The sequence below is a fragment of the Paenibacillus sp. P4_E11 genome (assembly GCF_056401635.1).
This window is the reverse complement of sequence record NZ_JBFUIX010000065.1, coordinates 1-21,051: the sequence shown is the minus strand read 5'-3', so window position 1 is coordinate 21,051 and position 21,051 is coordinate 1. Positions and strand designations below refer to the sequence as shown.

At 49.1% G+C, this 21,051-nt stretch carries 18 protein-coding genes and 4 tRNA genes; 2 read left to right on the top strand and 20 right to left on the bottom strand.

Going from position 1 to position 21,051, the window contains the following annotated elements; genetic code table 11:
- Positions 1-58 precede the first annotated feature (58 nt).
- From AC1DWB_RS22145 to AC1DWB_RS22125, 5 genes are all read right to left on the bottom strand, one after another.
- Complete coding sequence (locus tag AC1DWB_RS22145) at positions 59-499, bottom strand: discoidin domain-containing protein (protein ID WP_477543260.1); 441 nt, start codon at positions 497-499, stop codon at positions 59-61.
- A gap of 16 nt (positions 500-515) precedes the next feature.
- A complete protein-coding gene (locus tag AC1DWB_RS22140) occupies positions 516-1,496 on the bottom strand; it encodes an alpha-L-fucosidase (protein ID WP_477543259.1) in 981 nt (326 codons plus the stop codon).
- A 25-nt stretch (positions 1,497-1,521) separates the two neighbouring features.
- Positions 1,522-2,817 (bottom strand): alpha-L-fucosidase, encoded by a 1,296-nt coding sequence (locus tag AC1DWB_RS22135; RefSeq protein ID WP_477543258.1) that lies wholly within the window; start codon positions 2,815-2,817, stop codon positions 1,522-1,524.
- Positions 2,818-2,928: 111 nt separating this feature from the next.
- The gene (locus AC1DWB_RS22130) at positions 2,929-4,206 is read right to left on the bottom strand and encodes an ABC transporter substrate-binding protein (RefSeq protein WP_477543257.1); all 1,278 of its coding nucleotides are present in this window, start codon (positions 4,204-4,206) and stop codon (positions 2,929-2,931) included.
- A 27-nt stretch (positions 4,207-4,233) separates the two neighbouring features.
- Positions 4,234-5,637, bottom strand: a complete 1,404-nt coding sequence (locus tag AC1DWB_RS22125) for a sulfatase family protein (protein WP_477543256.1) — start codon at positions 5,635-5,637, stop codon at positions 4,234-4,236.
- A gap of 230 nt (positions 5,638-5,867) precedes the next feature.
- Here AC1DWB_RS22125 and AC1DWB_RS22120 point away from each other — a divergent pair, with 230 nt between their 5' ends.
- Both AC1DWB_RS22120 and AC1DWB_RS22115 read left to right on the top strand, forming a co-directional pair.
- Positions 5,868-6,761: an AraC family transcriptional regulator gene (locus tag AC1DWB_RS22120; RefSeq protein WP_477543255.1), complete on the top strand. Its 894-nt coding sequence runs from the start codon at positions 5,868-5,870 to the stop codon at positions 6,759-6,761.
- A 5-nt stretch (positions 6,762-6,766) separates the two neighbouring features.
- Complete coding sequence (locus AC1DWB_RS22115) at positions 6,767-7,000, top strand: hypothetical protein (protein ID WP_477543254.1); 234 nt, start codon at positions 6,767-6,769, stop codon at positions 6,998-7,000.
- A 152-nt stretch (positions 7,001-7,152) separates the two neighbouring features.
- On the opposite strand, the gene AC1DWB_RS22110 is transcribed toward AC1DWB_RS22115, so the two are convergent.
- From AC1DWB_RS22110 to AC1DWB_RS22040, 15 genes are all read right to left on the bottom strand, one after another.
- Positions 7,153-7,305, bottom strand: a complete 153-nt coding sequence (locus tag AC1DWB_RS22110) for a hypothetical protein (protein ID WP_477543253.1) — start codon at positions 7,303-7,305, stop codon at positions 7,153-7,155.
- Positions 7,306-7,552: 247 nt separating this feature from the next.
- Positions 7,553-9,382, bottom strand: coding sequence for a glutamine--fructose-6-phosphate transaminase (isomerizing) (glmS, locus tag AC1DWB_RS22105; protein WP_477543252.1), 1,830 nt, complete (start codon positions 9,380-9,382; stop codon positions 7,553-7,555).
- Between the two features lie 765 nt (positions 9,383-10,147).
- The gene (glmM, locus tag AC1DWB_RS22100; RefSeq protein ID WP_477543251.1) at positions 10,148-11,491 is read right to left on the bottom strand and encodes a phosphoglucosamine mutase; all 1,344 of its coding nucleotides are present in this window, start codon (positions 11,489-11,491) and stop codon (positions 10,148-10,150) included.
- Positions 11,492-11,926: 435 nt separating this feature from the next.
- A complete protein-coding gene (locus AC1DWB_RS22095; protein ID WP_477543250.1) occupies positions 11,927-12,094 on the bottom strand; it encodes a hypothetical protein in 168 nt (55 codons plus the stop codon).
- Between the two features lie 93 nt (positions 12,095-12,187).
- Complete coding sequence (locus tag AC1DWB_RS22090; protein WP_477543249.1) at positions 12,188-13,660, bottom strand: CdaR family protein; 1,473 nt, start codon at positions 13,658-13,660, stop codon at positions 12,188-12,190.
- Positions 13,653-14,468: a diadenylate cyclase CdaA gene (gene cdaA, locus AC1DWB_RS22085; protein ID WP_477543248.1), complete on the bottom strand. Its 816-nt coding sequence runs from the start codon at positions 14,466-14,468 to the stop codon at positions 13,653-13,655. The genes AC1DWB_RS22090 and cdaA overlap by 8 nt, the downstream gene beginning before the upstream one ends.
- Positions 14,469-14,588: 120 nt before the next feature.
- On the bottom strand, positions 14,589-15,191 hold the full coding sequence (locus AC1DWB_RS22080) for a zf-HC2 domain-containing protein (protein ID WP_477543247.1): 603 nt from the start codon (positions 15,189-15,191) through the stop codon (positions 14,589-14,591).
- A 125-nt stretch (positions 15,192-15,316) separates the two neighbouring features.
- On the bottom strand, positions 15,317-15,889 hold the full coding sequence (sigW, locus tag AC1DWB_RS22075; protein ID WP_477543246.1) for an RNA polymerase sigma factor SigW: 573 nt from the start codon (positions 15,887-15,889) through the stop codon (positions 15,317-15,319).
- Positions 15,890-16,006: 117 nt separating this feature from the next.
- The gene (locus tag AC1DWB_RS22070) at positions 16,007-16,909 is read right to left on the bottom strand and encodes an EamA family transporter (RefSeq protein WP_477543245.1); all 903 of its coding nucleotides are present in this window, start codon (positions 16,907-16,909) and stop codon (positions 16,007-16,009) included.
- Positions 16,910-17,039: 130 nt separating this feature from the next.
- Positions 17,040-19,832 (bottom strand): phosphoenolpyruvate carboxylase, encoded by a 2,793-nt coding sequence (ppc, locus tag AC1DWB_RS22065; protein ID WP_477543244.1) that lies wholly within the window; start codon positions 19,830-19,832, stop codon positions 17,040-17,042.
- 239 nt (positions 19,833-20,071) lie between these two features.
- Positions 20,072-20,145 (bottom strand) — tRNA-Gly (locus AC1DWB_RS22060).
- Positions 20,146-20,163: 18 nt separating this feature from the next.
- A tRNA-Pro gene (locus AC1DWB_RS22055) sits at positions 20,164-20,240 on the bottom strand.
- Between the two features lie 39 nt (positions 20,241-20,279).
- Positions 20,280-20,356: transfer RNA gene (locus tag AC1DWB_RS22050), tRNA-Arg, on the bottom strand.
- A 13-nt stretch (positions 20,357-20,369) separates the two neighbouring features.
- A tRNA-Gly gene (locus tag AC1DWB_RS22045) sits at positions 20,370-20,444 on the bottom strand.
- A 270-nt stretch (positions 20,445-20,714) separates the two neighbouring features.
- Positions 20,715-21,051 (bottom strand): ROK family protein (locus AC1DWB_RS22040; protein ID WP_477543243.1); only part of this gene is annotated, 337 nt, incomplete at its 5' end.

The following is a 21,051-nucleotide window of genomic DNA, read 5'->3' as shown; positions in this document are numbered from 1 at the left end:
TTGTTCGGATAGAAGACCTTAATGTTATGCCGACATTCGCCGAGTCTTGCTGTCAAGTTTAAGCTTTGAGACTACTGTAGACACCGAAGCCGCTTATCATCGGGTACAATCTGTATTCGACGATCCGAAGCCGGATATATCTTGCGTTGGTTGCATTCAATTGGCATATTCTCTTATAACCGATCACCGTACCGTCATACAATGGTTTCCACTCTTCCTTATCTCTTTCCTTATATTCTAACTGGAAGCGTTCGATCCGTTGTCCGGAGCGGATATACTCTTGCAGCACGATACGGTCGAAAAGCGTGATGTCGCCAAGATCAAACTCAAGTATGGCTGGCTCGAATCCTTCCGAAAGGGACCAATACGTATCGGATCGTCCGTCTAGGACTCGGGATGCATCTCCGTCTCCTGCTCCGCTTCGGGAAGCCCATACGCTCGCACCCGCAGCCAAATTCATTCCATACGTACCGCGAATCCTTTGACCCAGTTCAGCCATATTCCGAACGTCATTCTCATGGATCAGACCTCGCGGATTCCGGGGGGAGATTCAGAAGGAAACACGCATTGCCGCCGACAATTTTCTCATAAAGCTCCACCAACTGATCGACCGTTTTCACCCGATCGTCGTCGACCCAATCATAGAACCACTTCGGCCGGATGGACGTATTCACTTCCGACGGATACCAGATCACTTCGTCCACCTGGGCAAGAACTTCACGACTTCCCAGATCTTCTTCCTTCGAATTGATCAATGTCGAGAAAATGCCATCATCTTCTTTTTGCGATTTCGCATGAATTTTCTCATTATCTTTCATCGTTGCAGGCACTACGCTCCACTCCGATACGCGCGTATGCCCAGCTTCATTACCGCACCAGCGTACATCGGGACCGCAAACAGAAATGACAGCATTCGGCTGCAGCTCACGGATTACAGAATAATAAGCATCCCAATCATACTGTTGTCTTTTCCCGTTCTTGCCTTCGCCGCACGCTCCATCGAACCAAACGCTAAAGATCTCCCCGTAGTTCGTAAGGAGTTCTCTCAATTGATTCAGAAAATACGCATTATAGGCTGGACTATCCCCGTAGCTCGGATCATGGCGGTCCCACGGGGACAAATAAACGCCAAATTTCAAACCTTTAGCGCGAGAAGCATCGGCCACCTCGCGAACCATGTCCCCTTGTCCATTTTTCCAGGGGCTGGATTTGACTGAATAGCCAGTATAGCTTGAAGGCCATAGGCAAAATCCATCATGATGCTTGCATGTCAAGATAATGCCGGTCATCCCGGCAGAGTGGCACACGTCCACCCATTGAGACGCATCAAATTCCGTCGGATTAAAGATTGTGGGATCTTCGTCGCCCGCCCCCCATTGCTTGCCTGTAAACATATTAATGCCGAAGTGAATAAACCCATAAAACTCCAGCTCCTGCCATGCAAGTTGACGAGCAGAAGGTACGATTGTTGCTGCCTTTTCTATTGTAACCGCCATGTATCCTTGCTCCTTTTAGTGGTTGTTAAGCATATAAAGTGAAATCCTTAATTATAACGGTGTCCACACTTTGGTTAATAACAAGACTAGCCTTTTTAATTTTTTTATTCAGTTTTATTAAGCGTCTATGCCCAACACATTCCGCATTAAATATTTCCTCAGTGCCGCTTTCAGTTTCAACTGTCACGGTAAAGTCACGGACACGTTCACCATAGTGGATATCCTCCATTATGGAAATGTTTTTAATAAACGTTGATTCTGGCAAGTCTATCTCATATTTGTTTCCCGTTCCTCTAGTCGAATGGACAGGATTTGCATAGATTTCCCTTACCAGACTGCCGAATTCCTTAAATTGCTCAACATCAGGAAAATAACCGTCTCGATGGATCGCCATTCCCAGCAACAAGTTTGAATTTCGGCCAACCGTATTGTAGTAACAGTCAAGCAGGTGTTCTGGAGTGAACACCAAGCGGTCTTCTCCCTCTCTCCAGTTCCATCCGCCGCCGCTTGCCTGCTTGGACCTGTTCCCCATGTCAGATTCGGCAGGCATCCAATATTTCCCTTCTGGGTTTCCCTTGCCGATTCCACGGTCCTCCTCAGTCCCACCGAAAGAACAGGTGTTTTTACTGTTGGTCGACCAGCAGTTTACAGGTGCCTCTCCTCTCTCATTGCCTACCCACCTTAGATTATGATTTTGCTCCTGCAGACCCTGGAAGCATATGGCATCAGGCTGGTACTTTCCGATCAACTCCATAACATTCGGTCCACCCTGACTATGCGGAATGACTCCGCCATCAAACCATATTTCAAACATCTCTCCGTAATTCCCCCAAAGCTCTTCCAGTTGGCTTTCTACCACCTTGATATAATTTTTGTATTTCTCCGATTGCGTATCATTAAGCACATCGTCATTTATCCCGTAATATCCGTTGCAGCCGGTCGAATAATATAGTCCAGGCTTAATACCGTACTTTTTACATGAATCAATAAAATCTTTCACTATATCCGCTTTGCCATCCAAATAGGGCGAGCCTTCGACAGAATATTTGTTTTGATTGGTCGGCCACATGGAAAACCCTGTTACGTGTTTTGCAACAAAAACAGCATACTTTGCGCCCATCGCTTTCGCAGCTTCCATCCACTGATCCGTATCGACCTTTTTGGGAGCAAAAGTATCAGCTGTCATGATATCCGGAGAACACTTCCATTTGCTACTCGGAACATCCGGATGGAAGGTTTCCAAGTTATAATGAATGATTACGCCTAATTCACAGTCTGCCCATTCTTTTTGTTGTTTTGTCGGTACTGGATATTTACTCATGTTTTCAATCATCCTCGTTTCATATCGTGTAGTCGGTTCACGGTCGAATGGATATAGAGGGCATGCTTTAGAATACCGCTTGCCCTCTTGTTAATTTCATTCCCTAAGAGTTTATTTAGTTGGTAGAGCAGCAATCTGTTTATTGATTTCATCCTCTGCAGAGCGTAATGCTGAATTGACATCCGTTTGGTTCTGTAAGACTTGGTTCACATATTTAGTAAAAATACCATTCGCAATTATTCCAGCACTAGTCGAGTTTGCTTTATCAAACTGTACTCCTGCGGCCTTAAATAAAGCTTGAATATTTTTCCCTTTTAGCGAAGGCATTTCAGTTGCAAATACTTTTTCAATTTCGGGACTTTTGAGAACGGATACATTTCCGCTTTTGGACAATTCCATTCCAATTGAATCCGATAATATTGTGGAAACAACTTTAAATGCATCATCCTTGTGTTCGCTTAATGCGGTTACCGAAACTGTTCGCAGTGCGCCAGTCGGTACTAAACCTGGAGTATCATCAAACGTAGGAACGGTAACCAGATCCCAATTGAAATTCAAATTCGCGGTACGAGCCGGCGATAAGTTGGGCAAAGGCATCATGGCTAAAGTTCCTTTTAAAAACTGATCGGTTGGAGTCCCTACAGCTGCAGGCGCATTTCCCGGTATTTGATATATCGTTTGAAACATGCTCAACAACGAAGCGTATTTTGGGTTATTTATTGCTGCAGCATTGTTCGCTACAAGAGGTAGACGATAAGGCATAATAAAATGTAAAAATGAAAGATGATCCAATCCTCGAATTTGTTGCCCGCCTTCAAATCTTGTTACTTTTTTAGCCAATTCAATGGCTTCCGACCACTTCATATTGTCTTTCGGATACTCCACTCCGAATCGATCGAAAATATCTTTGTTATAAAACATATTGATAGGAGCTTGCAAATAACCTAAAGCATAGATTTTATTATCGTTCCAATTCCTGATGCTTTCGACAACACCGGGTGAGAAACGATTTAAATCGAAATTATTTTTCTTGATCAAGTCAGTCATGTCGTAAGCCAAACCGAGATCTTTCATATCAAGTGTCCTGCCTAAATCCGAATGCAGTATATCCGGTTTAACCCCTTTTGCTAACATCTGCTCCAGACCTTTTGTACTGTTATCCCAAAATTCAATATTAAGCGTAATATAAGGAAGCTTTTCTTTAATTGTTTTTTCAAAAATCTTATAATCTATATGCGCCCATCCATTTTCCGCTCCAGCTATCGCGTAAGTAAGAGTTACAGGTTTAGGGGCAGTATCCTTTTGAACAGGCTCGTCGGCTTTCTTGCTGCATGCACCCGTCATGAGCATCGCAATGATCGTTATTGCCGTAAGTGTTTTTCTTTTCATCAGTAATGACCTCCCGATTCATGTTCATTACACATATTGCCTAAAAGAAAGCTTGCCTTGACCCGCAGGTCCGGCTAATCCGATTTGTCCCTTTCCCGTTACGGGTTCGTGAGTTCCATCCAGACGCGGATCTACATACGTTACAAACCAATCATCCAGCATCGCTTTCATGGATTCGACAACATCCTGCTTCGTTTCATCATCGATCAGGTTTACACTCTCATTCGGATCATTTACGAGGTCAAAAAGTTCATGCTTTCCATACGGATACCGGTGTATATACTTCCATTCCTTCCCCCGAATCATCCTTACGGGCCCATACTCGTCAAAAACGACGAGATTTTCCCGTTCCTTCATATCTTCACCAACTAGCAGCTGTTTAAAGGAACGGCCCGGGAGGTTCCCCTCTTCGAGATGGGGCAAATTAACATAGTCAAGAAGTGTCGGCATGAAGTCGTAAGCGCTTACCAAAGCATCCGTTACGACATTCATCGGAATGCGTCCAGGCTGACTGAATATCGCGGGAACCTTCACTGACTCTTCATACATATTTACCGGACGAGTTGCATTCCCTTTCCCAATAATCCCGTGATGACCAAAACTAAAACCGTTATCGCTCATAAATACAATCAAAGTGTTTTCTCTTAAACCCTTCTCCTCCAACCAATCGATCAACCGGCCAATATTAGCATCCATAGCCGTAATAGAGGCATAGTATGCTTTTAAGTGATTCAGGAAGTTTTCACTTTTGAGGTTTGGCACGCTCACAAAAGGACAATCATCGTACATCGATAAGTATTCCTCCGGATGATCATAATCGTGCCAAGGCGCATGCGGAGCCGTATAATGCACACTAAGGTAGAAAGGATCATCATTACCCTGCATGCTGTTCATGTATTCGATTCCTTCGTCCGTAATCACATCCGTAATGTATCGCTCTTCGTTGATGACTTTACCATCCCTGATCATAGGCGCTCCGTAATAAGAAGCTCCCCCGCACTGGTGAACGTACCAAAAATCAAATCCCTTTTGAGGGGTTCGGCTATCGCCAAGATGCCACTTGCCGCTCAAACCGCATTTCCAACCATGCTCCGCCAAAATATCGGTATATCCAATCATCCCTTTTAAATATTCAATGACTTTTTCTTGCTTCAGCCAACCGATCGTGTTGTCAGCCCCCATATCCCCATCCGCAATCCAATCGTGAACGCCATGCTGGGACGGAATGCGCCCGGTTAACAACGTAGCACGAGCTGGAGAGCATACGGGAGAAGCACAAAAGAAATTTGAAAAACGCATGCCCGTATCAGCCAGGCGATCCAAATTAGGCGTTATAAGTTCCGAATTTCCGGCACAACGCATTGCCCATGGCCCTTGATCGTCTGACAAAATAAACAGGATATTAGGCTTTGTATGATCTCCACTTGCCATTTGTTCACTTCGACTCCTTTATAATTGGGAAATACGACCTTTGGCTTTACGCCGCTTCAATTTTTATCACAATCTCACTCCGATATCCTTGCCTTGAATGCGGCCCCCCCCATTGTTAAACCTCCTTAACATTCTTATATATTCAGTATGGTATAATAAGATTGTGGGAACTGTATGCAACAATATCGCTAAATTTTATAACTAGTCTGTCATGGAGAGAAGGTATTTTTTTGAATTACGCCTTATATTCGACTAGTAGTATCATGCATACTCCAAGCGAGATGGCAAAATCTTTTTTATTTTATGTTTTGGGCGTTGGATGGTCCGAATGTCGACCGGGCTTCCGGATACGTCAAACGTTTTTCCCGTATTCGATCCGGTATGTCATTCACGGCAAAGGGTATGGAGTTTGGAGAGGGAAAACATACGAAATCGGCCCGAATCAGATGTTGTTTCTGGACTTGACGGAGGAGCATGAATTTTACGCCGATCCCGACGATCCGTGTAAATTCTTTTGGGTTCGGTTCGGAGGCATGCAAACAGCCAGTTATCATCGGCTTCTCGAATGCGATAAAAATCCGGTTCTCTACGTTCGAAACGCCAAATTGACGCGGCAGTTGTTCGAATTATTATTCGCACTGTTCGAGCAATGTACGCCCGGCTTCGAAGCGGTGGCGTCGTCTTACATCACGAGGATTTTGACGGATGCTATTGTCATTCATATGGGAGGGAACGAATCGCTGGATGACAGGGCGCCTCTTCAATATGCGGAAACCGTTCAGCAAGCGATTCGTTATATTAGCGATAATCACCAAGAACCGATTAAAGTCGAGGATATTGCAGACTATGTGCACTTAAGCCCCAACTACTTTTCCCGATTATTCAAGCAGGCAACCGGATGTACAACCACAGAATATCTTATTAAATATAGACTACGGATCGCAAAGGAGCTGTTAGCGGGAACAGATGTCTCGCTTGGGGAAGTAGCCCAAACAGCCGGCTTTTGCAGCCAAAGCTATTTCTCTAAAATGTTCAGACGGTTCGAGGGGATGACGCCTTTTGAATATCGCCAGTCGATCAGAATGGATCTTGCCCTCCTTACATCTCGAAAGTCAAAAGTCTAATATGATTGTTCCAACTCCTGAGTGATCCTCTCTCAGCGCTGGCACATCCAGCATGGCGGGTATTCGCCTTTCACCTGCTCAACCGTTTCGGCTCTGAACACGATGCTGCCGATTTCCGACAGACGGCGCAGCTGTTCCAACCAATAGCCGCACTGCCGCAGATGAGGGGGCAGTTTATCGGGATGCAGAAAAAACGCTTCGGACGTCCAGAACAGTCGAGTCGCGTTCGGCAGTTATGAATCCACAACCACGCCCTTTTTGTCCTCCCTGGCTTTGATTTTGTCCGATGTTAACACATAATAAGCCCAGCAGCGAAGTAATTCGACGGTTCCTTGCTACTCGTTCACCTCACTCTATATTCATCGAAGTACTTAGGTAAAATATCTGCGGCCTATAATTCACTGCCGTCGCATTCATCTAGCTTATAACCGGAAACTCCAATCGAAAGGTGTTCGCGGCGATGTTGCTTCTTGTATGCGTCTTTCGCTTCTTCCAACGAATAATCCGGCGTTAGAGCGCCCCACACCGTATACGAATTCGACAACGGACTCAGCTTCTCGTGAAGTCCGGATTCTGGCGATCCGTACGTATCTCTTTTCGCTTTGTTCCCTCATACTCTAGAAAAAAAGCCGGGCAAAATTCAGGAAATAATCCTGGATCTGCTCGGCTTTTGTTTGGAAGGTTACACTCTTTATTGTTCAGTTACAATCTTTTTTATTCAGTTACAAAGTATCTTGTTCAGTTATAAACAATATTTAACGCATTCAACTTTAATCTAGATGCACAGCATTTCACTCCACCGTCACACTCTTCGCAAGGTTACGCGGCTTATCGACATCATTCCCCCGCGCAAGCGAGGCATAATAAGCTAGCAATTGCAATGGAATAACCGATAAAGCAGGAGTCAACAGTGGATGCGTGCGCGGGATCTCATAGACTTCGTCCACAGCCTTGTGCAGCTCTTCATTGCCAGCGAGTGTGACACCGAACACACGGCCGCCCCGAGCTTTCACTTCCTTGATGTTGCTGATGGTTTTCTCCAGTAGCGTCTCTTGCGTGGCAAGAGCGATGACGGGAATCCCCTCCTCGATCAAGGCCAGCGTACCGTGCTTCAGTTCTCCAGCGGCATAAGCCTCCGAGTGGATGTAGGAAATTTCCTTGAGCTTCAGGGAGCCTTCGAGTGCTACGGCATAATCCAGACCGCGACCGATGAAGAACAAGCTGTGGTGCTCTGCAATCTGCTGCGCATACTCCTGAATCGGCTCGCTATGGCCGAGCAAGTACTCTACTTGCTCAGGCAGCAGCCGCAGCGCCGCGATCACTTCGCGGACGTATTCCGCCGATTGCGTGTTCAGTGTCTGGGCGAGGTACAAACCGACCATGTAAAATGCAACGAGCTGCGACGTATAAGCCTTCGTCGAGGCGACGGCAATCTCCGGGCCTGCCCAGGTGACGATGACATCGTCGGCCTCGCGAGCTACTGAGCTGCCGACTACGTTCGTTATGGCAAGCACTCGCGCGCCGCACCGTTTCGCTTCACGCAGAGCGGCAAGTGTATCAGCAGTCTCACCGGATTGACTTACTACGATGACAAGTGTCTCAGGTGTAATAATCGGAGAACGATAGCGATATTCGGAGGCCACATCGGTCTCTACTGGAATACGTGCGAGCTTCTCGATCACACTTTTGCCGATCATACCGGCATGGAAGGCAGTCCCGCAAGCCACGATATGAATGTTGCGGATGGCCTTCACCATCTGCGCACTCATCCCAATTTCAGAAAGTATGATTTGCGTACCGTCTGGGGAGATACGGCTTCCCATCGTGTCTTTATATGCTTTGGGCTGCTCATGGATCTCTTTCAACATGAAGTGATCGAATCCGGCTTTTTCCGCCGTAATCAGATCCCAATCGACATGAAATAATTCCCGGGAAATAAAATTCCCCTCTAAGGTCATTAATTCGACACCTTCACGGGTCAATACCGCCATTTCGCCGTCGTTCAGTATATAGACTTGTCGTGTATATTCCAGAATCGCCGGGATGTCCGAACCGATGAAGTTCTCGCCTTCTCCTACGCCAATAATCAAAGGACTAGCCAGGCGAACCGCTACCAATTTATCAGGTTCATACTCGGTCAAGACGCCAAGTGCGAAGGCCCCTGTCATTTTCTGAACGGCATGTTGAACCGCCTTAACAATGTCGCCTTCATACAAATCTGCGATCAGGTGGGAAATCACTTCGGTATCCGTCTCCGAGACGAACCGGTGGCCCTTGGCCGTCAATTCTTCCTTCAACCCCATGTAGTTCTCGATAATCCCGTTATGCACGACCGAGAATTTCATCGAATTATCCGTATGTGGATGCGAATTGACGTCAGATGGCTTGCCATGAGTAGCCCAACGGGTATGGCCGATCCCGATCGTTCCTTGCAGCGGAGCTACTTCCAACTGCGACTCCAACACAGCCAGACGGCCTTTGGCTTTCTTGATCTCCAATCCGTTCCCGGTAAACACCGCCACACCCGCAGAATCATATCCGCGATACTCCAGCTTCTTCAATCCTTCCAGAAGAATAGACTGCGAGTTCCGGTTCCCTATATATCCAACTATTCCACACATCGATTCATGACCTCCGTCTCATGTTTCGTCCGTGCGGCTCTTCATGATTAGGGCATGACCAAAGAAAACGTTCCTGCTATTCAGTTGTCAACCCGCCTTTCCCATGAAAAGACAGCACGAAACCAAGCTTCCTTAGGAAGCGAATTTTTAATAATCCGTATAATAAATGCCATTAATTTAGATACGATCGGTCAAAACATTTCTAGATCAACGAGCTCTCTACCTTACATGCTCGTCACCTTCAGCCTCGTCCAAATCAGATGCCGCGTTCCGTTCGCTGCACCCGCTTCTATACTCTTCATTTCATCATCATTACAGGAGTCTTGTGAGACAGGTCACCCCATCCATTTCCCCACCTGTTCACGGCCCTGATGCAGCCGAGAGGTCCCCGCCGATATCCGAACACCTCTACCTCGTCAACTTGGAGTTTCTCGCTATCTCCGCTTTCCGTCCGGGAGACAACGCCCGCAAGTTCTGGCGCTTTTATTGCTGTCTAACCTCTGTCCACCTTTCCATTTCAAAGTGCTATTCTCTATAGTATTCAAATTATCGCCCGTATGCAACTAATATTTCGTCCTACTCCAAAAAGTTCCAGCAACTGTTACATGTAAAAATAGCGCAACTGACTTCCCTTATCTGCGGTTTATACCTTTCGGCAGCCGGAATAGAGGAACTCAGTCACGCTATAGATTCAAAGAGAATATATACCATTTAATTATTTATTAGTCCGCAAAAGAATGAACTGTGATCCTCTGATTCTGTGTTCTAACTCAGTTCAACTCGTACCACTTCGGATATTTCGTCTACATATGCCTTCACAATCGCTTCGTCCGGACCTTCAGCCATAACACGGACGAGTGATTCCGTCCCTGATGGACGCACCAGAACCCGACCATTGCCAGCAAACCGCTCTTCTACACTGCGAATCGCAGCCTCGATAGCCGTATTGCCATTCAGCTTGCTCTTGTCTGCCACGCGAACGTTGACTAAGACTTGTGGGTACTTCTTCATTACACCAGCGAGCTCGCCTAGCGACTTGCCCGACTGCACGACGGTCTGAACAAGCTGCAGCGCGCTCAACATCCCGTCACCGGTCGTGATGTGGTCCAGGAAGATCATATGGCCAGACTGTTCGCCGCCCAGATTGTAGCCGCCCTTGCGCATCTCTTCCATCACATAACGATCTCCGACCGCCGTCTGTGCGGTTTGCAACCCTAAGTCCTTGGCGGCCTTGAAGAAGCCAAGGTTGCCCATCACCGTCGTCACGACGGTGTTGTGGTTCAACCGCCCGGCGCGATTCAGCGCATCGCCGCAGATGCACAGCATGAAGTCGCCGTCTACTTCGGCGCCCGTCTCGGTCACGGCGATCAGCCGGTCGGCATCGCCATCGAAGGACAGCCCGAGGTGCGCGCCTTGCCGCAGCACCTCGGCCCGCAGCTTCTCCGGATGCGTGGAGCCGCATCCGTCGTTGATGTTGCTGCCATCCGGCTCCGCGCCGATGGCAATCACTTCAGCGCCGAGCTCGCGGAAGAGCCGCGGCGCCAGTTCGTAGGCTGCGCCGTTCGCGCAGTCCAGCACGAGCTTCAAGCCCTGAAACGACACATCCACGGTCGTCTTCAGGAAATCGATGTAAGCGTACTTCGCCTGAGCGTCGTCACGTACGGAACCGAGAAGTGTACCGACAGGCCGCGGGAGCTCATCCCGGTCGGCGTCCAGCAATCGTTCAATCTCCAGCTCGGTCTCATCGAACAGTTTGAAGCCGTCGCTGCCAAAAAACTTAATGCCATTATCTTCAACAGGATTATGCGAAGCGGAGATCATCACACCAGCACTCGCCCCCAATTGGCGCGTCAAATAAGCCACACCTGGTGTAGAAATCACGCCCAGACGAACAACATCCGCACCAATCGACAGCAAGCCAGCGACAAGCGCCGCTTCCAGCATCGGTCCCGATACGCGTGTATCCTGTCCGATCAGTACAACAGGTTTCTCTGAAGCGTGTTGAGTCAGCACATACCCGCCGCAGCGGCCTATCTTATAAGCCAGCTCTGGCGTAAGCTCCTTATTGGCTACACCACGTACACCGTCTGTTCCAAAATATTTCCCCATATCGATCTCTCTCCTTCAATGTTCACTTGCCCTCATTGTCTGCACGCTTATGTTGCTACTTAGATTGGGATCAGAAATAACGGAACTTTTTGCCGCTATTGCCCAATATAATAGTTCAGAAGCATAAATAGAGGAAATTTTTTCCGTTAATTATAATCTGATAAAGGTTTTATGGCAGAAGTGGAGAATTAGCGGCAATTATTTCCGTTAATTCGATAACAAGAACGCTCATATCAGCATTAGCGGTAATTATTTCCGTTATCTTCTACGCCTTCTTCACTCTACACTCAATCTCCGTAAGTACACCAAGTAGTCACTGTTATGTCCAACTTACTTCTTGATTGGCCGATAGGTGGGTGGCTCGTTGTTGGCCAACAGTTGAGTAGCGATTGGTTGACCGTGTGCATCAGTTGAGCAACTCATCCATTGTACTCACTACCACAAGCGCCATACGCCACCGTACTTCCGCATAAAGGCTCGTACACGCCCGCTACCGCATGCCGGCGTGCTCGCAGGCGTCGGCAGCACCGCACCCGCGCCTAGGCTACCTCGTACCCGCACCTGCGGCTTCCTTGCCGCCGCTAGCGCCGCCTGCCGCGGCACTGCCCGCGCCTTCGCGCCTACGCTACCGCGTACCCGCGGCTTCTTTGCCGCCACTAGCGTCGCACGCCGCGGCACCACCCGGTCGCGCCTACGCTACCGCGTACCCCCAGCGCCTGCGGCTTCCTTGCCGCCGCCGCCCGGGCTCGCGCCCGCACCGCTTGCCGGCGTACTCGCCGGCGTCGGTGTCGGCGTCGGCGTGCTCGTCGGCACCGGAGTGCCTGCGCCGGCTGGCGTCGACGCGCCGCTGCCAGCGGCTGTGCCGCCAGCCGGGCTCGCGCCGTTGCCGCCGCTCACGCCCGCATTGGCGCCCGCCGCCGCGCCGCCAGGGCCCGTTGGCGATCCCGCTCCCGGCTTCGCGCTGATCTCGACCGACGCTTTCAGCTCCGGCCCCGACTTGCGCACGAACGGGGAGACGTTCACGCTCACCGGCACATCATGCTTGCCTGGTGGCAAGTTACTGACGTCGACAATGGCCTGCACATCTTGCAGCTTCAGCTTCTCCAGCACGGCAGGAGCGCCTTCCAGCGTCAAGGCCACATTGCCACCGACGGGTGCTGTGATTTTCGTGTCATACACATCATTTTGCCCCACAATGGTCAGAGGTACCTGATCGAACGATCGCGTTGTTGACGGTACGATCTCCACCCTTACTTCCACCTTAGCTGGGTCCAGCGTCGTGACCTTGTTCACCAGTGGGATGTCGAGCGTGAACGTCTTACTCTCTTTCAACCCGCTCAAATCAACAGGAGGTCCTTCGTAGAACTCCAGCTTATTCAACAGCTCTTGCGGCCCATACACGGTAATCTGCTCTGCACTCGGCGTGAAGGAGGCTACGCTGAATCCAGCGGCTAGCGTCCCCGTCGTCTTGATGCGCAACGGCATCTTCTTGAATGGCTGCGTAATCGGAACCTCCACATCCACGACCTGCGGATTCATCGATACTTCCATCTGCTTGCCGTTGCGGTCATATGCGATCAGCTTCACTTGCTTCGTTACCGCGCTGGTCGCATTCTCCACGTTCACATCGGCCCGAACAGTGGCTACACTGTCGATCATGCTGCTAGGGGCCGTCACAATGACCCGTGTTGGCTTGATCACCGGCTGTCCTGCCTTGTACCCATTGGCCGGATTGCCGTTCACATTGGCCTGTACAGGCATTTCCTTCTGATCCTTGCCCTCAAGGACAACCTTTACATAGGGAGGATAGATGGACACTTCTACACCGCTTGGGAACTTCTCAGGCTTCAGCGGGAGTGTGTTCTCCCCTACCTTCGCACTCGATAAATCCAGCACGATCCGATAGGTGGCGGTATTCACTTTCTTCAGCGCTGTATCCTTACCCTTGACCTTGATCATCACTTCGGACGGGTCCATCGATTGAATATAGAAGGAGTCTCCGTCGAATACAGGCGTTATCTTCACATTCGTAATCGTATTCTCTTTCTCCGTCGGAATAGAACTTCCTGGAGTTATCTTCTCATCCGTCTGCACGGCGAACCATAGCAATATCCCGAGAATCAGTGCAATAACTTTAACTACATTTGGTTTACCCAGCCATTTATTCATGCTTGTCCCCCTTCCTCTTCCAGAAAGGAGTTTTCTCTTTGGCCTTCGTCGTCGGACGAAGTTCCTCATAGAGCTTGGACACAAGCGATTCTTCCTTAATATCCCGCACGATCTGACCGTTCAGCGCGAGCGAGATTTGCCCGGTCTCTTCAGAGACGACTACGCATACAGCGTCTGATACTTCGCTCATCCCGATTGCGGCACGATGGCGAGTCCCGAGTTCCTTGCTTATAAAAGGATTTTCCGATAAAGGCAAATAACAGCCTGCCGCGACAATTTGTCCACCCCGAATCATGACCGCACCATCATGCAGCGGCGTATTCGGAATGAATATATTAATAAGCAGCTCTGAAGTAATGTGAGAACCGATCTGAATGCCGGATTCCACGTATTCATTGAGACCTGTATGCCGTTCGAATACGACAAGCGCTCCAATTTTACGTTTGGCCAGATGATTCATCGCTTTCAATATGTGAGCAATACGCTGGGTAACTTCCTGATCCTCATTCGTCGATGTCCGGCTGAATAACTTCCCGCGACCCAACTGTTCCAAGGCACGACGAAGCTCCGGCTGAAAAATAATAATGATGGCCAGCACACCGAGCGTCAACATCTGATCCATGAGCCACTTGAGCGTGTTCAGCTTAAACCATATGCTAAGCGCCCACGTGAGGACCACGACGAAGATCCCTTGCAGCAATTGAACCGCTCTAGTCCCTCGCACGAGTAGGATTATTTTATAAATGACGTAACTGACGATCAAGATGTCAACGACATCATTGATGCCAATCTCCTTAATCCAGTCCATCCGTCAACCCCCACGCAACCTTATATAGAACCCTTTTAATGGCTGCTTATGTTCATCATACCATATTTTCAGCAAAAAACCTCCCCTCATACGTGAAGGGAGGTCTTGATTCCTATCTCCTTACTGGGCTACCGCGCTAATAAACTGATTCGTCTTGTACCAGAGCCATTGAACAGCCTGATCGACTGACTTGATGTCCCCGGATATACGGGCCGTTGAGGCGAGTGCATAGGTGCCGTCAATGACGACCAGATTCCCCTCAATCGTACCATCAACCTGTACCGATCCGTTCTCCACGACCAAATTCCCACGCACGGTACGTCCTGGAGGAACATAGACCTGGTTGCCTTTAATGACAAGCTCCTCAATATCGCCCCGGACAATCAAGTCGGTGTCTTGATTCCATAAGGAGAAGAAGCTGCTCAACATGACAACGGCGAATATCGCTGCGGCCGTAGCCGCCGGGTGTCGACGAATCCAGTTCATCCAAGCCTTGCTGCGTGGAGGAGCCGGAAGCGCTCGAAGCACACGGTCTGTTATATGCGGGGGAGCTGCAACTACCCCTAGTGAGCGGAATAAGTGATCCGCTTTCTCTAATTGTTGAAATCGTTTGTGACAAGCCGAGCAGGTTGACATATGGGCTTTTAACTCCATCGCCTGCGTGCTGGACAAATCTCCATCCAAATAATCGTGGATTAATGGGACGGCTTCTTTGCAATCCATCGGAGAGCCACTCCTCTCTGCTTCACGTTTTCGCTATTCCTGTAAAATTCGTAATGTACTATACGTGTGACTTCGGATATTGTTTCAACCATTCCTGCAATTGGACGAATTTTTTTGTCGCTCATCTACAGCATGGCATCCTTTTCCAATTTTTGACGCAAATACTCCCGGCCTCGGTGCACCCGTGTCTTCACAGTCGTTACAGGCATGTCCAGCACATCGCTAATTTCCTGCAGCGACATATCGTGCAGATACCGTAAGATAACAGCCGACTTGTATTTCTCAGGCAGCGAATCGATCGCTGTGCGAACCTGCAGTTGTGTCTCCGAGAGTAAAAGCTCACCCTCTGGTGTTAGATCCGGACTGGAGAGCATCGAGTACCAGTCGGTTCCGTCGCTGTCCGTCACATCTGCATCCAGAGAATAGCTCGGTTTCCGCTTGCGCAGCCTATCAATACACAGGTTCGTTCCAATCCGATAAATCCACGTCGAGAACTTCTGATTCTCGTCATACCTATGAAGGTTCGTATATACCCTCAAGAACGTTTCCTGTACGATATCTTCCGACTCTTGTACGTTATGCAGCATCCGGTACGCCAGATGGTATATTTTATCCTTATACAAATCCACTAAATCAATAAAGGCGCGCCGGTCCCCGTTGCGAGCAAGCTTGGCCAAGCGCGTTTCCACATAATTCACCGACATTCCTCCCAAGAACAAATCCCCCAAAAGCGAAGCATGCCATCGAAGATAATGATTATACCTTCCCCCAATACGGTACGAACAAATCGGAGAAAAGTTCCATTCTGTTACCGATCATTCAGCCTGTACACGCATAGACGGTTGCCGCTCTGACACGAAGATCCCAATCAGAATCAACAGGATTCCGCACCATTGCATCCAGCCCACCAGCTCGCCCAGAATAAGATACGAGGCGGTAGTCGCCACAGGCAGCTCCATCGATGCCAGCATAGCGGCAAGCGAGCTTCCAATACGCGGTATGCCAATATTGAAGGCAACGGCCGGGAAAGCCTGTCCCAACATGCCGAGCAGGACACCCCACAGCAGCAGCGAACCTGTACCCGTTTGGAATACTTGTGTCGGGGGGTAAATCAAATAGATGACTGGAAGCGCCGCGGTCAGCATGACGGTCGACTTCATGACCGGATGCAGCGTGGACTTGACACGTCCTGTGAAGAACAAGAACAGGCAGTACGACACCCCAGACAACAAGCCGAACACGAGCCCCAGACTATCCATTACACGAAACGAATTTCCTGTCAGGTTGACGGCTAGCAGCGTACCTGCCATGACCAGCACGATCGCACCTAACTGATAACGCGTCGGTTTCTTCCGATCCCAGATGCATTCCAGCAAGATCGTCATCCATGTGAATTGAAACAGCAGCACAATCGCTAACGAAGCATCCAATCTCGACAAGCTGTTGTTGTAGAAAAAAGTAGTCAGCGCCAACCCGAAGATGCCGATCAGCGATAAGCGAATCCATGGGCCCTTGAACGGATTGGACCAGGCTTGCGGAGTGACCAGCAACAGCACCCACAGCAGCAACGCGCCCATCGTAACCTGGCTGGTGCTAACTTGAATATTGGTCCATCCATGACCATACGCCATCTTCACAAAGGGGGACAGCATCCCGTAACTTGCTGACCCGAGCAGGACCAGAACGATCGCCATCCATCGCAGGGTGGGAGCCTTCATGCTGCCTACCTCCCGAACATTACTTCATTGGCTCTACTCTATCGGATTTCAAACAAAAAGTCGAGCCGCCGTCTCAAATTGCAGAGGGGCGCTCGACTATTCTTAGTGGCATGGGTCTGGTTCCAATGTATCAACCGGTGTTCCGTAAGCCGGCTGCTATACCATTAATCGTGAGCAGTACTTCCCGCAGCAGTTCGGCGTATTCACTTGCCTGCTCCTCCTGGGAACGAAGCTCCGTCAACAGCTGAACTTGCAAATAGCTGAGCGGATCGACATAAGGATTACGCAAGCGAATCGACTCTTGAATAACCGGTACGTTATCCAGTATTTCCTTCTGACCCGTTATTTGCAGAATCAGATCCGACGTCAACTTGTACTCTTGCTCGATTTGTCCATAGATACGTTCAGCTATAGTCGCATCTGTAATCATACCCGAATACTCCTTGGCAATCGGCAGATCAGCTTTGCCAAGCGCCATCTGAAGGTTGTCGATCATCGTACTGAAGAACGACCATTCTTCATACATTTGCTTCAGCGTTTGCAAGTTGTCCGGATTTTCCTGGAAGTACTTCTGAAGTCCTGTCCCCGCTGCATACCAAGCTGGCAGCAAGTAGCGGCTTTGCGTCCAAGCGAACACCCACGGAATCGCACGAAGATCCTCGAACCGATCACTGTTCTTACGCTTGGAAGGTCTGGACCCAATGTTTAGTTCTCCGATCTCCGGCAGCGGCGTGGACTCCTTGAAGAATACGAGGAAGTCCGGATCGCGGAAGATCAGATCTTGATACTTCGTCTGTGCATTTTCCGAGATGTCTTTCATGACCGAATCCCAGACGTTTTCCTTCTCATCGGCTTCTTGTACGTTCTTAGCTAATCTGGCTGCCGTTATTAGCGCCGACGTAGCCTGCTCCAAGCTGCGGTAAGCAATGCCCTTCAAGGAATAACGGGAAGATAGCACTTCGCCTTGCTCCGTAATCTTAATGCCCCCACCGAGCGTCTCAGGCGGTTGAGCCATAATACTGCGGTTGAGCGGCATCCCTCCACGACCAAGGGCTCCTCCACGGCCATGGAAGAACTTCAGCTTCACTTGGTTCCGTTTGGCTACCTTCGTAATATCCTTGAGCGCGACGCGCAACTCCCAGTTCGCCGTTAATACACCGCCGTCTTTGTTGCTATCGGAATAGCCCAGCATAATTTCCTGCAATCCGCCCAAGCTGTCGATGCTTGCTTTATACGCCGGAATATCGAATAAGGTTTGCATAATACCAGGTGCAGCATGCAAGTCGTCAATGGTCTCGAACAGAGGGGCTGGCTGAAGCGTACAAGTAACATTACCATCGGCTTCGCGACGATATAGACCTACTTCCTTGCTGAGTACCATAACTTCCAGCAAGTCGCTGGCCCCTGTAGTCATACTGATCAAGTACGTGGAGATGCAACGATTACCGAACTCTTGTTGGGCCGCTTTGATCGTCTTGTATACATTAATGCATTCCCGCGTTCCTTCGGTATACTCCATGTAAGGAGAAACCAAGGGGCGTGGATCGTTCAGCAACCCACTCAGCAGTTCAATCTTCTCTTCCTCAGTTAGTGCCGCATAGTTGTCCACGATCTGCATCTTGGCTAGAATTTCAGCCATTGCCGACTCGTGCTCCTTGCTATGCTGACGTATATCCAGTGTCGCCAGATGGAAGCCGAACAGGTCAACCTGGCGGATGATCTTCTGTACATAATGGTCTGCCGCATAATCCGCGTAATGATGGCGTAAACTTTTCTCAATGACCTTCAAATCCGCTGTGAACTCATCCGGGGAGTTGTACTTCAATACTTGTTTGCCAGCCCCCGCTTGCGTATTCTCCAGCTTTTCCAGCATATATGTGAGTTTTATCCGATAAGGCTCGTTCTCGTTGCGCCATATATCTTCCGTTCTCAGCTTCAACTGCTGCTTGTCCAGCTCGATGGATGCTAACAGCTCAGCGGTAACATCCACGATCGATGTGCTGAAGCTCATCTGCTCCATCAGGGCAGTTAACGCTAGCTTGTACTTCTGCAGGGTAAGTCCGCGTTGTAACGTCAGCGTCTCCCAAGTAACCTCCGCTTTCACCCAAGGGTTCCCGTCGCGGTCGCCACCAATCCATGAGCCGAAGCGCAGGAATGAGGGCACCTCCCACTTTTGGCCCGGGTAGTACTTGTCCAAGCAACGCTCCACCTCGCGATACAAATCAGGCAGCACATCGAACAGCGTCTCGTCGAAGTAATACATCCCGTTACGCACTTCATCGAGTACCGTCGGCTTGCGGTCCCGCAACTCATCGGTTTGCCACAAGGTCAGCACTTCGTTCACGAGCTTCTCCCGCTGCTGCTCCCGTTCCCGGTATGTGAGCGAAGGGTTTTCCAGCTCTATAACTTCCTGAGAGATCCGTTGATGAATATCAAGCACCGCTCGACGGCTAGCTTCTGTCGGATGAGCCGTCATCACTAGTTCCAGCGAGATCGTATTCAAGATTTCCTGCACTTCTTGTACAGGCATATTGGATGCACGCAGCTCGTTGATGACCCCTTCGATCGAACCGGGCTGAATTTGCTCCACAGCCGATCTTTCGTAATCCCGCTTGCGTCGAATACGATGATTCTGTTCAGCAATGTTCACCAGTTGAAAGTAAATGGCGAACGCCCGAATGACCTGATGCCGATTCTCCTTACTAAGCGAGCGAATGACATTCTTGAAATCCTGGGACAGGGCCGGATCGGCAGAATCCCTCATTTTCTTGCTCATCTCACGAATTTGCTCCACAATCGTCAGCAGCTCTTGGCCGCCTTGATGCACAAGCACTTCACCAAGAATGTTCCCGAGAAACCGCACATCTCTGCGCAGCAAATGATTAGAGCTCACTCTGTGTGTATCATTCAAGTGTTCTGACATGGTTCTCTCTCACCTCATCTGATCTATCCGTATTTAATTCGACAATCTTCACAACATTCCTGCTTTAACGCGTTAAACATAAATTTGGTATAGGTAACAAAAAAATCCCCGCCAAGCGACGTCAAGCCTCAAGGCCTAGTCCGTCTGCTTTGCGGGGAGCCCCGAAAAAGTTATACATTTCATTAGAAAAGTAAGGCTCTACATAAAAAAAGACCTCTTCGGTCTCTCTGTGTCGATAGTGGAGCGGGTGATGGGAATCGAACCCACGCTACCAGCTTGGAAGGCTGGAGTTCTACCATTGAACTACACCCGCATATGATGAGGAAAAAGATGGTCGGGACGACACGATTTGAACATGCGACCCCCTGGTCCCAAACCAGGTGCTCTACCAAGCTGAGCTACGTCCCGACAATAAAATGGTGTTACTGGTATTCAGTAAAACTTAAATGGCGTGCCTTGAGAGATTCGAACTCCCGACCTTTTGATTCGTAGTCAAACGCTCTATCCGGCTGAGCTAAAGGCACACGAAAGCTTATATGGAGCGGACGACGAGATTCGAACTCGCGACCCTCGCCTTGGCAAGGCGATGCTCTACCACTGAGCCACGTCCGCATATTTAATGCGCTTGAGGGAATAAGTTCCCTTATTCAATCATCCGCTTTTTTAATGTTTCCGTTTGCGGCGACAAGAAATAATATATCAAAGCCCGGACTAAAATGCAAGTGTTTTTTTAACTTTTTTTATTTTATATCTATGAGTTTACTTTTTGGGGAGACTACGGGCGTGTTATCGTGTCGGAATTGACCTTTCCTTAATATGGGACGCCTACATTGTGCCTTTGCGGGCTTCTGTAATTTTCATGTTTTTCGCGAAGGCCTGCACTTATTCCGAGCTGATATTCATCTCATCTAGGATATCCAACGGCCTCTCCATCAATTCGCCAAACACAAGTGAAGCCGCTCCTACCGCACTTTGCGAAGTGCCAAAGGATGCAGACTCTATCATCACATTACTTCTTGCGGATGGATACACACTTGCTTGCACATGATGACGAATTCGCGGTAAATACCTTTCAAGGTAAGGATATAATTTTCCACCTATGATAATCAGAGCCGGATCGTACACGTTGAAAAGTGTTGTTAGTGTAGATTCCATAGTCTGAAGCGTCCATTCCAAGCAGCGTTCTGCACTTGGATCTTTGGCCTGCACTGCCTTAAAA

Excerpts from the sequence above, each read along its gene's own strand:
- AC1DWB_RS22140 (WP_477543259.1), bottom strand. The coding sequence starts at position 1,496 with ATGGCGGTTACAATAGAAAAGGCAGCAACAATCGTACCTTCTGCTCGT.
- AC1DWB_RS22090 (WP_477543249.1), bottom strand. The coding sequence starts at position 13,660 with ATGAATAAATGGCTGGGTAAACCAAATGTAGTTAAAGTTATTGCACTG.
- AC1DWB_RS22145 (WP_477543260.1), bottom strand. The coding sequence starts at position 499 with ATGGCTGAACTGGGTCAAAGGATTCGCGGTACGTATGGAATGAATTTG.
- AC1DWB_RS22135 (WP_477543258.1), bottom strand. The coding sequence starts at position 2,817 with ATGAGTAAATATCCAGTACCGACAAAACAACAAAAAGAATGGGCAGAC.
- cdaA (WP_477543248.1), bottom strand. The coding sequence starts at position 14,468 with ATGGACTGGATTAAGGAGATTGGCATCAATGATGTCGTTGACATCTTG.
- glmM (WP_477543251.1), bottom strand. The coding sequence starts at position 11,491 with ATGGGGAAATATTTTGGAACAGACGGTGTACGTGGTGTAGCCAATAAG.
- AC1DWB_RS22070 (WP_477543245.1), bottom strand. The coding sequence starts at position 16,909 with ATGAAGGCTCCCACCCTGCGATGGATGGCGATCGTTCTGGTCCTGCTC.
- ppc (WP_477543244.1), bottom strand. The coding sequence starts at position 19,832 with ATGTCAGAACACTTGAATGATACACACAGAGTGAGCTCTAATCATTTG.
- AC1DWB_RS22125 (WP_477543256.1), bottom strand. The coding sequence starts at position 5,637 with ATGGCAAGTGGAGATCATACAAAGCCTAATATCCTGTTTATTTTGTCA.
- AC1DWB_RS22080 (WP_477543247.1), bottom strand. The coding sequence starts at position 15,191 with ATGGATTGCAAAGAAGCCGTCCCATTAATCCACGATTATTTGGATGGA.
- AC1DWB_RS22130 (WP_477543257.1), bottom strand. The coding sequence starts at position 4,206 with ATGAAAAGAAAAACACTTACGGCAATAACGATCATTGCGATGCTCATG.
- glmS (WP_477543252.1), bottom strand. The coding sequence starts at position 9,382 with ATGTGTGGAATAGTTGGATATATAGGGAACCGGAACTCGCAGTCTATT.